A 10,885-nucleotide genomic window follows, 5' to 3' on the forward strand; every position below is an offset into this window, starting at 1 on the left:
GACCTGCTGTGGCCTGGTGCCGCCGCTGGCGTTGCTGTGGGCGCAGGCGGCGGCGCCCACCGCGCATGACCGGTCCCGCCTGCAGGGGGTGGAGGGGGGGGGCGCCCAGCGGGGGCCCGCGGCCGCGCGGGGGGGGGTGGCCGGCCGGGCCCCCGCTCCCCGGGAAGGGAGGCGCGCCTTGCCCGGCAAGGGCAGTGGCCGCGCAGGCGCGGTCCGACCGGCCCCGCCCGCCTGTTGCCGTCATATCCCCTGCGCCCCCGGGCCGTTAGAATGGCGGCCGCTGTCCACCGCCCGCTCCCGGAGCCCCCATGCCCGTTGAAGCCCAGCCGGTAGCCGCCGTCGTCGACACGACCGGTGCGCCCGGCTATCTCTCCATTCGTGACCTGCGCAAGGAATTCGACGGTTTCGTCGCCGTCGACGACGTCAATCTGGACGTGCGCAAGGGCGAGATCTTTGCCCTGCTCGGCGGCTCCGGCAGTGGCAAGTCGACCCTGCTGCGCTGCCTGGGCGGCTTCGAGACGCCCACCAAGGGCAGCATCACCCTCGATGGCCAGCGCCTGGACGCGCTGCCGCCGTACCAGCGGCCGGTCAACATGATGTTCCAGTCCTATGCGCTGTTCCCGCACATGACGGTCGAGCAGAACATCGCCTTCGGGCTGAAGCAGGATGGCCTGGGCAAGGACGCGATCAGCAAGCGCGTCGGCGAGATGCTGGAGCTGGTGCAGATGGGCCACCTGGGCAAGCGCAAGCCGCACCAGCTGTCCGGTGGCCAGCAGCAGCGCGTGGCGCTGGCGCGGTCGCTGGCCAAGGGGCCGAAGCTGCTGCTGCTGGACGAGCCGATGGGCGCGCTGGACAAGAAGCTGCGCTCGCAGATGCAGCTGGAACTGGTCAGCATCATCGAGTCGTCGGGCGTGACCTGCGTGATGGTCACCCACGACCAGGAAGAAGCGATGACCATGGCCACCCGCATCGCGGTGATGGATGCCGGCTGGATCCAGCAGGTCGGCAAGCCCGACGAGGTCTACGAGCAGCCGGCCAACCGCTTCGTGGCCGAGTTCATCGGTTCGGTCAACCTGTTCGACGGGGTGATCGACGAGGACCTGCCCGAGTACGTGACCGTGCGCTCGCCGCTGTTCCCGGCACCGATCTACATCGCCCATGGCATCACCGGTTATGAAGGGCAGCCGGTCGCGTTCGCGCTGCGCCCGGAGAAGGTGATGATCGGCAAGGACGAGCCGGAAGGGCACACCAACAAGGCACAGGGCGTGATCGAGGACATCGCCTATTTCGGCAGCCACTCGGTCTACCACGTGCGCCTGCCCAGCGGCGCCAAAGTGCTGGCCAACTTCGCCAACTCGCAGCGCTGGGCCAGCGATGGCCTGACCTGGGGCGACAGTGTGTGGGTGCACTGGCGCGACAACGATGGCGTGGTGCTGACCTCATGAACGTCGCCGGCCTGAAGCGCTGGCTGCCGGGGCTGCGTGCCACGGTGATCGGCATTCCGTACCTGTGGCTGCTGCTGTTCTTCGCGGTACCGTTCCTGATCGTGCTGATGATCAGCTTCTCGCTCAGCCGGGTCGGCTCGCCGCCGTACACCTGGCTGCTGCAGTACGTGGACGGCGGCTTCTCGTTGAAGCTGAACCTGGAAAACTACCTGGCGCTGTTCCGCGATTCGATCTATGCGCAGGCGTTCCTCAGCTCGATCAAGATCGCGGCCATCTCCACCTTCCTCACCCTGCTGATCGGTTATCCGATGGCCTATGCCATCGCGCGCCTCTCGCCGGCCGCGCGCAACGTGGCGATGATGCTGGTGGTGTTGCCGTCGTGGACCTCGTTCCTTATCCGCGTGTATGCGTGGAAGGCGATCCTGGACCGCAACGGCCTGCTTGACCAGTTCCTGCAGTTCACCGGCCTGCAGACGCTGATGACCGGCCTGGGCCTGCCGAAGCTGCAGCTGATCGACACCCCAACCGCGGCCTACATCGGCATCGTCTACTGCTATCTGCCGTTCATGGTGCTGCCGCTGTACGCCAACCTGGTCAAGCACGACCACCGCCTGCTGGAAGCGGCCTACGACCTTGGCGCCAAGCCGTGGCAGGCGTTCCTGCGCATCACCCTGCCGCTGTCGAAGGCGGGCATCATCGCCGGCTGTATGCTGGTGATGATCCCGGCGATCGGTGAATTCGTGATCCCGGAAATGCTGGGCGGTTCGGAGACGCTGATGGTCGGCCGCCAGCTGTGGAACGAATTCTTCAACAACCGCAACTGGCCGGGTGCCTCGGCGATGGCGGTGGCGATGATCCTGCTGCTGCTGGTGCCGATCCTGCTGTTCAACCGTTCCCAGCAGCGCCTGCTGGAAGGAAAGCAGGCATGAGCCCGCGTACCGCCAAGGGCCTGGGGCTGGGCGTGCTGCTGCTCGGCTTCGCCTTCCTGTACCTGCCGATCCTGCTGCTGATGTTCTACTCGTTCAACAGCTCGCGGCTGGCGATGGTCTGGGCCGGGTTCTCCACCCGTGCCTACAGCGACCTGTTCGCCGACCGCGCGCTGATGGACGCGATGTGGACCAGCCTGGTGGTGGCGTTCTGGACCGCCTGTACCGCCACCGTGCTGGGCACGCTGGCGGCGATGGTGATGACCCGCTTCAAGCGCTTCCGCGGCAAGCCGCTGTTCGGCGCCCTGGTCACTGCACCGCTGGTGATGCCGGACGTCATCCTCGGGTTCTCGCTGATGGCGCTGCTTGCCTCGATGGGCGCGATTCCCGGCTTCCCCGCGCGCGGCCTGGCCACCATCTGGATCGCGCACGTCACCTTCACCCTGTGCTTCGTCACCGTGGTGGTGTCCTCGCGCCTGCAGGAAATGGATCTCTCGCTGGAAGAAGCGGCGATGGACCTGGGTGCCAGCCGGCTGACCGTGTTCGGCCGCATCACCCTGCCGATCATCGCCCCGGCACTGGTGGCAGGCTGGCTGCTGGCCTTCACCCTGTCGCTGGATGACGTGGTGGTGGCCAGCTTCGTCGCCACGCCGGGTTCGACCACGCTGCCGATGAAGGTGTTCGCCTCGGTGCGCATGGGCATCAGTCCGAAGATCAATGCGCTGGCAACGCTGCTGGTGTCGGCGGTATCGATCGCCGCGGTGATCGGCTGGTACATCAATGCACGCGCCGAAAAGCGGCGCCAGCGCGACCTGCAGCTGGCGCGGCAGGACAACGGCTGAGGTCTGCCGGCAGGGCCGGCAACATCAGCGCCGGCAACATCCGGCTCACGGCCGGCGGCGCACAATGGGGGTCTTCCTGAAGGAGATCCCCCATGACCGTCGAGATCGTTGATCCGGCCACCGGCCTGGTGACCTACCGCCATGAACTGATGGGCGCTGCCGATATCGAGCAGCGCCTGCAGGCTGCCGCCGATGCCTTCCCGGGCTGGGCGGATCGCTCGTTGCAGGACCGGGGCGCCATCCTGCGCCAGATCGCCGCGCAGCTGCGCACGCGCCGCGACGACCTGCAGCAGGCGATGACCCATGAAATGGGCAAGCTCAAGGCCGAAGCGCTGGCCGAAGTGGACAAGTGTGCCGCCGCCTGCGAGTACTACGCCGACCATGCCGCCGATTATCTCAAGCCGCAGCTGATCGACACCGAAGCACAGCGCAGCTACGTGCGCTACGAGCCGATCGGCTGCGTGTTCGCGGTGATGCCGTGGAATTTCCCGATCTGGCAGGTGTTCCGATTCCTGGCCCCGGCGTTCATGGCCGGCAACGTGGCCCTGCTCAAGCACGCCAGCAACGTGCCGCAGTGCGCCGACCTGATCCTGGCGGTGTGCCGTGACGGTGGCCTTCCGGACGGCGTGTTCGATGTGCTGCACATCGACAACGATCAGGCCGCCGAGGTGCTGCGCGACGCACGGGTGAAGGCGGTGACGTTGACCGGCAGTGAACGGGCAGGGCGCTCGATTGCCTCCAATGCCGGCAGCCAGCTGAAGAAGTCGGTGATGGAACTCGGCGGCAGCGATGCCTTCGTGGTGCTCGACGATGCCGACCTCGACAAGACCGTGGCGGCGGCAGTGAAATCACGCTTCGACAACAGTGGGCAGACCTGCATCGCAGCCAAGCGCTTCATCGTGGTCGATGCCGTGGCCGATGAATTCACCCGTCGCTTCGTTGAGGCGGCGGGAGAGCGCCAGTACGGCGATCCGGATGAGCGTGGTACCACGCTGGCGCCGATGGCCCGCGCCGACCTGCGCGACGAACTGCACAAGCAGGTGCAGGCCAGTGTGGCCAAGGGCGCGCGCGTGCTGGTCGGTGGTGAGCCGATTGCCGGCACGCATGCCGGCTATCCGGCCACGGTGCTCGATCATGTGGGTCCGGGGATGCCGGCGTACGACGAGGAACTGTTCGGGCCGGTGGCCGCAGTGATCCGGGTCAAGGACGAGGCCCAGGCACTGCGCGTGGCCAACGATACCCGCTTCGGCCTGGGTGGCAGCGTGTGGACGCGCGACCCGGTGCGCGGCGAAGGCTTTGCCCAGCGTATGGAGTGTGGCGCCGCGTTCGTCAACGCCATCGTCAAGAGTGACGCGCGGTTGCCGTTCGGCGGCAGCAAGCAGTCTGGCTTCGGCCGCGAACTGGCCGACCACGGCATCCATGAGTTCATGAACATCAAGACCGTCTACGTGGCTTGATGCCGAACGGTAGTGCCGGTCGCTGGCCGGCATTGCCTGGTTGCCGGCCAGCGGCCGGCACTACCAGAAGCGGATTACAGCCACTTCGAGCGCTTGAACAACCGGTACAACCCCACGCACACGCCGCCCACGCCGACGATCATCAGCGGGTAGGACCATGGTTCACTCAGCTCCGGCATGTGGCTGAAGTTCATGCCGTACCAGCTGGTGATCAGCGTCGGCGCCGCCAGCAGTGCGGCCCAGGCACCGAGGCGCTTGACCGTCTCGCCCTGCGCCAGCGTGACCAGCGACAGGTTCACGCTCAGCGCGGTGCCCAGCATTTCGCGCAGGGTGTCGATCACATCGCTGATGCGCACGGCGTGGTCGTGCACGTCGCGCACGTACAGCTTCACTTCGTCGGGGATCAGATCGCCCTGGTAGCGGCGCAGTTGTGCCAGCACGTCCTGCAGAGGCGCCACTGCCATCCGCATCTTGTTCAGTTCGCGCTTGAGTTCGTACAGCCGCACAACGGTGCTGCGCTTGTAGTTGTCAGCGAAGATGTCCTTTTCCAGCAGGTCCAGGGTGTCGCGGAAGCGATGCACGATCGGCAGGTAGTTGTCGACCACGAAGTCGGTCACCGCGTACAGGCAGTACGAGGGGCCCATCTTCAGCAGTTGCGGCTCGCGCTCGACGCGCGCACGAACCGGCGCGTACGACAGGGAAGCGCCGTGGCGTACGGTCACCAGGAAGCGCGGGCCGAGGAAGGCGTGGGTCTCGCCGTACTGGATGCGCTCATCGACCATCTGCGCGGTGGTCACCACCACGAACAGGGAATTGCCGTAGGTCTCGACCTTGGGCCGCTGGTGCGCGTTGCGCGCATCCTCGATGGCCAGGTCGTGCAGGCAGAATTCCTCCTGCAGTTTCAGCAGCACATCGTCGTTGGGATCGTACAGGCCCACCCAGACGAAGCCGTTGCCACTGGCAATGACATCGCTGATGGCGTCCAGGCTGATGTCGTGGCGTTTGCCCTCCTCATCGTAGTGGACGCAGTTGATGACGCAGGCGGGGTTGGCCGAGGCAGGTGCGGAAGCGGAGGCGGGCAATGACATGCCCGCCATCGTGCGTCAGGGGCGTGTTTCGGACAAGTGAGGACGACGCCCCAGCACCCACGCCAGGGCGACGTGCACCGGCAGCAGCAGCACGATCCACTGCACGTTGTACTGCGCCTGCAGGCTCAGCCAGTGCAGTACCAGCGCGGCCACGGCCTGTACCGCCAGCAGCCACAGCACGATCCTGAACATGCGGCCCGGCACGCGCCCGCGCAGCACGGCGATCGCGCCCGGCAGCAGCAGCACCGCCAGCGGCGAAAGCAGCAGCAGGTTGCGGTTGGCCCAGGCGGCGTAGTGGGTGCTGAAGCCCCACAGGAACACCAGCAGGCTGCCGGCGATGGTACACAGCAGCCAGAACGGCAGGGCCAGCCCGGCCAGCAGCCGCGGGCGGCTGCGCAGCGCCAGCACGCCGGCGGCGATCACCAGGCCGCACAGCAGCCACGGCCACCAGCGGCGCGCGAATTCCTTCGGTTCCGGGTCGATGCGGTGCGGCAACAGTTCCTGTTCGGACTGCACCAGCGGTCGTCCATCGCTGTTGCGTGCCTGGCGCAGCGCATCGGCCAGACGCATGGGTACGAACGCTTCCTGCCAGCGCGACAGCGGCTGGTCGGCGAACGGGCCGAGGCCGACGTCGAAGCCCAGCCACATCCACGCTGCCGGCGAGGCCAGGCGCACCGATTCACTGCGATAGGTGTTGCCGCGCGAGCGCCCCGACAGCTGCGACTGCAGTCCGCCGCCCAGCGCCTTGTCCACGGTATCGCGCACCATCGTGGCGCAGTTGGCGGTGTAGTAATCGTAGTGGTAGCGCGCGTTTTCCGGCTTGGCCCGCTCGGCCAGGTCGGCGGCCAGCGCACGCGCCTGGTCCGGGCGCAGGTCCAGCCACTGCACGCTGGCGCCACGGCCGGTCTCGTCGTAGTACGACAGGTCCTGCTGCAGCGGCAGCGCCACCAGGTAATACATCATGTCGCCGCGCACGAAGCGGCTGATGAAATCATCTTCGGACGGATCGAAGTAGCCGAAGTTGTACGAGGTCGCTTCGCCGCTGGCCGGATCGATCACGACGATGGCGTCGTGGCCGAAGCGCTCGAAGAACACCGTGCCCGGCTGCATGGTCACCACGCCGATGCGCGGGGCAAAAGCCTCGGCGCTGGCGACGGGTGAAGCAGGTGTGGCTGCCGCCGGCTGCGCGGAGGCGGCCAGCGGCAGGACCATGGCCAGCACGCACAGTGCCAGCCACACCGTCAGGCGCAGTGCCAGGTTGGGGGCACCGCGCTTCAAGCGTCGTCCTGCGCGTCCGGCGGCAGCACGGTCACGTGGAAGGCCTGCACCCGGCGCGCATCGGCGCGAGCCACGCGGAACATGAAACGATCCAGCGCCAGCTCGTCGCCCACTTCCGGCAGGTGGCCCACGGCCTCGGTGACCAGGCCACCGATGGTGTCGTAGTCCTCGTCGGAGAACGTGGCACCAAAGCGCTCGTTGAAGTCGCCGATCGGAGTCAGCGCGTCGACCACGTACTGGCCGTCGGACTGGATGGCGATCTGCGCCGACGGATCCTCGGCTTCGTCATGCTCGTCGTCGATCTCGCCGACGATCTGCTCCAGCACGTCCTCGATGGTGACCAGGCCGGCGACACCGCCGTACTCGTCGACCACGATGGCCATGTGGTTGCGCGACAGGCGGAATTCCTTCAACAGCACGTTGAGCTTCTTCGCCTCCGGAATCAGCACCGCCGGGCGCAGCAGCTCGCGCACGTTGGCCGGGCCGTTGTCGGCGACCACGCCGCGCAGCAGGTCCTTGGCCAGCAGGATGCCGAGGATGTCGTCCTTGTTCTCGCCATGAACCGGGAAGCGCGAATGGCCGGATTCGACCACCTGCTTCATCAGCTCAAGGAAGGGCGCTTCGACCGGCAGCGAGACCATCTGCGAGCGCGAGATCATCACGTCGCCCACGGTCAGCTCGGCCACCGAAATGGCGCCTTCCATCATCTTCAGGGTATCGGCGGCGATCAGCCCCTCTTCCTGCGCGGTGTGCAGGACCGCGACCAGCTCGTCGCGGGTGTGGGGTTCGCCGGAGAAGGCGGACGTCAGGCGTTCAAGCCAGCCGCGCTTCTTTTCACTGTGCTCCGCAGGGGAGCTACTACTGTCGTCTTCTGACATCTCTGGAAAAAAGGCACCCGGCAGGCCGGGCGTTGGCCCCAGTCTAGCAGGATGTGACGGCCTGTCAGTGACCGTCGCTGCCGGGCCCGGTGATCGGCGGCGGGGCCAGTTCAGGCCGGGCAGGGGCCTCTTCCTCGGGCAGGTCCAGGCTGTAGGTGCAGCCGGCCAGGGTCTTGCCGGGATGGGAGGCCACAGTGGAGACGCTGAGGATGATCGACTCGATCTGGGCCTCGCCGCTCTTCGGGTCGGTGACATCACGGCTGACCAGTTCGCGGCCGGCCATGAACTTGCCGTCCTGGTCGTAGCCGGTCTCCAGCCCCAGCCGCTTGGCGAGCGGCCGTGGGTCGGCCTGGTCAAGGACCGCCATGATGCTGGCGCCGGCCACCGCCACCCGCTCGGTGGCCATGCCAAAGACGGTGATCGGCTGGGCCAGCAGGTACTCGCTCATGAACTGGTTGCCCTGCGGCAGCGGCTGCAGGCCCTGGGCCACGGCCTTCAGCGGGTCGGCCAACAGCGGCGCCAGCGCACCGAGATCGGCCACGCGCTGCCGGCACTCGATCAACGCCGGCAGGTCCAGGCTGGAGGCGAAGGCAGGCGGGGCGGCAAGGGCGCCCAGCAGGATCAGGCAGCAGCGCAGTGACACGGGCGGTATCCGCAGGGGGTGGGGCGCCATCATAGCCCCGAGGAACGGGTGAACGGCCGGGTGATACGGCGGGCGACTCCGATCATCACTGCACGCAGCAACATCAGCGGCAGGGTGATCAGCACCGACAGCATCGCGAGGTGGAGCAGCCCCGCGATGGCCCAGGCCACGGTCGGCACCAGCCCAGCGTCCATCAGCCAGGGCATCGGGTTCGGCCCGGCATTCCGGATCAGCATCATGTAGACCGCGGCGAGTACGTACAGCACCAGCAGCGAGGTGCGCGAGGCATGGAAGAACGGCAGCCCATTGGCGGGCCGGCCCAGGCGCCGTTGCAGCATCATCCGCCACAGCACCGGCAGCGCCAGCGCACCCGCCAGCATCAGCAGCATCGAGATCGTCAGCAGGCCGGGGCCGTGTGCGGGCTGCGCCCGGTCGTTGAGGTACGGCCCGATCATGCCGATCGCCAGCCCTGCCACCAGGCAGAGGGGCGACAGCAGCGCCAGGACGCGCAGCAGCCAGTGCTGCCCGGTGGGATCGGTGGCAGCGATGCGCCGGACGGTGCGCACGCCCAGCACCAGCAGGGCGGCGAAGAGGCCGCCCACGATCAGTAGCGTGATGAAGCTGCCTTGCTGGATCATCCTTGTTCCTCGTGTTTTCGTTATGGACCCGGCGGATGGCCGCCCGGCCTGCTCAGCGCTCGCCGGCGTACGGATCGGCGATGCCGAGCTCGGCCAGGATCTCGCGCTCCAGCTGTTCCATCGCCTCGGCTTCCTTGTCGTCCTCGTGGTCCCAGCCGAGCAGGTGCAGCACGCCGTGCACGGTCAGGTGCGCGTAGTGGGCATTGAGCGCCTTGCCCTGTTCATCGGCTTCGCGGGCCACTACCGGCGCGCAGATCACCAGGTCGCCGAGCAACGGGAACTTGACGCCCTTGGGCAGGCCTTCGGGCATTTCGGCCGGGAAGCTGAGCACGTTGGTGGCGTAGTCCTTGCCGCGGTAGTGGCGGTTCAGTGATTGCCCCTCCTTGGCGTCGACCACGCGGATGGCCAGGTCGGCCTCGCGGATGCGGCCCTTCAGTGCGGCGGCCACCCACTTGCGGAAGCTGACCGCCGCCGGCAGGCCGGAGCGCGGCAGGGCGTAACTGACGGCGACATCCAGTCGCACGGGACCACGGGTCATGGAGTTGCTCCAGGCTGGATCTGATGCAGGTCGCGGCGGTCGTAGGCGCTGACGATGCGCGCGACCAGCGGGTGGCGGACCACGTCGCGGGATTCGAAGAAGGTGAAGCTGACGCCCTCGACCCCCCGCAGCACATCGATGGCGTCACGCAGGCCGGAGCGCACGTGCTTGGGCAGGTCGGTCTGGGTCAGGTCGCCGGTCACCACCGCGGTGGACCCGAAGCCGAGACGGGTCAGGAACATCTTCATCTGCTCGATGGTGGTGTTCTGTGCTTCGTCCAGGATCACGAACGCATCGTTGAGCGTGCGGCCGCGCATGTAGGCCAGCGGCGCGATCTCGATGACGTTCTTCTCCAGCAGCTTGACCACCTTCTCCACGCCCATCATTTCATACAGGGCGTCGTACAGCGGTCGCAGGTAGGGATCGACCTTCTGGCTCAGGTCGCCGGGCAGGAAGCCCAGCTTCTCTCCGGCCTCCACCGCCGGGCGCACCAGGATCAGCCGCTGCACGCGCGATTCATTCAGCGCTTCGACCGCGCTGGCCACGGCCAGGAAGGTCTTGCCGGTACCGGCCGGGCCGATGCCGAAGTTGATGTCGTGGGTGGCGATCTGGTGCAGGTAGCGGCCCTGGTTCGCACCGCGTCCGCGCACCGTGCCGCGCTTGACCTTGATTGCCACGTCCTGCGCTTCGTAGGAGCGCTCGGCGATCTGCTCGACGTTGGCCTGGGCCAGGCGCAGATGGATGGCATGGTTGTCGAAGGTGGTCTCGCCGGCCTCGGCGTACAGCGCCTCGACCAGCTTCTGTGCTTCGACGATGGCCTCTTCCGGTCCGCTGATGCGGAACACGAAGCCGCGGTTGGCGATCTCCACGCCGAGCTTCAGCTCGATCTGTCGCAGATGCCCGTCAAACGGACCGCATAGGTTGGCCAGCCGCTCGTTGTCTTCCGGCGACAGGGTGAAGTCTCGATGCTCGATGCTTTTCATTGATCGGGTAGGGCGGAAGCCTTGCACCACAGTGGATTCAGGCAGCAAGGGTAGCGCGCGGCAGGGTCACACGGCCAGCGCCGGGCGTTTTCCACATGGCGTGTGGACCGGGCTGGAAGAAAGCTGTGGATAGACACCTTCGTCCCTTGTGCCACAGGCTCCATGAGCC

The 10,885-nt window shown here is 67.1% G+C and carries 11 protein-coding genes; 4 read left to right on the forward strand and 7 right to left on the reverse strand.

The window, feature by feature from the left end; genetic code table 11:
* The first annotated feature begins 308 nt into the window (after nt 1-308).
* The 4 genes from potA (at nt 309) to O0J73_RS08570 (ending at nt 4,670) form a co-directional block, all read left to right on the forward strand.
* Nucleotides 309-1,445, forward strand: a complete 1,137-nt coding sequence (gene potA, locus O0J73_RS08555; protein WP_049458218.1) for a polyamine ABC transporter ATP-binding protein — start codon at nt 309-311, stop codon at nt 1,443-1,445.
* Entirely contained in the window at nt 1,442-2,374 is a 933-nt protein-coding gene (locus O0J73_RS08560; RefSeq protein ID WP_006429237.1) for an ABC transporter permease subunit, read from the forward strand. Before potA ends, O0J73_RS08560 begins: the two co-directional genes overlap by 4 nt.
* Nucleotides 2,371-3,213, forward strand: a complete 843-nt coding sequence (locus O0J73_RS08565; protein ID WP_106550353.1) for an ABC transporter permease subunit — start codon at nt 2,371-2,373, stop codon at nt 3,211-3,213. The genes O0J73_RS08560 and O0J73_RS08565 overlap by 4 nt, the downstream gene beginning before the upstream one ends.
* Before the next feature lie 92 nt (nt 3,214-3,305).
* Nucleotides 3,306-4,670, forward strand: coding sequence for an NAD-dependent succinate-semialdehyde dehydrogenase (locus O0J73_RS08570; protein WP_308308485.1), 1,365 nt, complete (start codon nt 3,306-3,308; stop codon nt 4,668-4,670).
* A 74-nt stretch (nt 4,671-4,744) separates the two neighbouring features.
* Here the strand turns inward: O0J73_RS08570 and O0J73_RS08575 are convergent, their stop codons facing one another.
* The 7 genes from O0J73_RS08575 to O0J73_RS08605 all read right to left on the reverse strand — a co-directional run bounded on the left by O0J73_RS08575 (nt 4,745) and on the right by O0J73_RS08605 (nt 10,716).
* The gene (locus tag O0J73_RS08575) at nt 4,745-5,767 is read right to left on the reverse strand and encodes a magnesium and cobalt transport protein CorA (RefSeq protein ID WP_308308486.1); all 1,023 of its coding nucleotides are present in this window, start codon (nt 5,765-5,767) and stop codon (nt 4,745-4,747) included.
* A gap of 6 nt (nt 5,768-5,773) precedes the next feature.
* Nucleotides 5,774-6,970, reverse strand: coding sequence for a DUF4105 domain-containing protein (locus tag O0J73_RS08580; RefSeq protein ID WP_308308496.1), 1,197 nt, complete (start codon nt 6,968-6,970; stop codon nt 5,774-5,776).
* A 62-nt stretch (nt 6,971-7,032) separates the two neighbouring features.
* A complete protein-coding gene (locus tag O0J73_RS08585; protein ID WP_005408827.1) occupies nt 7,033-7,914 on the reverse strand; it encodes a transporter associated domain-containing protein in 882 nt (293 codons plus the stop codon).
* Between the two features lie 64 nt (nt 7,915-7,978).
* Complete coding sequence (locus O0J73_RS08590; protein ID WP_308308487.1) at nt 7,979-8,587, reverse strand: hypothetical protein; 609 nt, start codon at nt 8,585-8,587, stop codon at nt 7,979-7,981.
* Nucleotides 8,587-9,195 (reverse strand): hypothetical protein, encoded by a 609-nt coding sequence (locus O0J73_RS08595; protein ID WP_049456542.1) that lies wholly within the window; start codon nt 9,193-9,195, stop codon nt 8,587-8,589. The genes O0J73_RS08590 and O0J73_RS08595 overlap by 1 nt, the downstream gene beginning before the upstream one ends.
* A gap of 52 nt (nt 9,196-9,247) precedes the next feature.
* Entirely contained in the window at nt 9,248-9,733 is a 486-nt protein-coding gene (gene ybeY, locus O0J73_RS08600) for an rRNA maturation RNase YbeY (protein ID WP_006429311.1), read from the reverse strand.
* Nucleotides 9,730-10,716: a PhoH family protein gene (locus O0J73_RS08605; protein WP_006429312.1), complete on the reverse strand. Its 987-nt coding sequence runs from the start codon at nt 10,714-10,716 to the stop codon at nt 9,730-9,732. The genes ybeY and O0J73_RS08605 overlap by 4 nt, the downstream gene beginning before the upstream one ends.
* Nucleotides 10,717-10,885 lie beyond the last annotated feature (169 nt).

Source organism: Stenotrophomonas sp. Sm6012, from assembly GCF_030985895.1.
Lineage (GTDB): Bacteria > Pseudomonadota > Gammaproteobacteria > Xanthomonadales > Xanthomonadaceae > Stenotrophomonas > Stenotrophomonas forensis.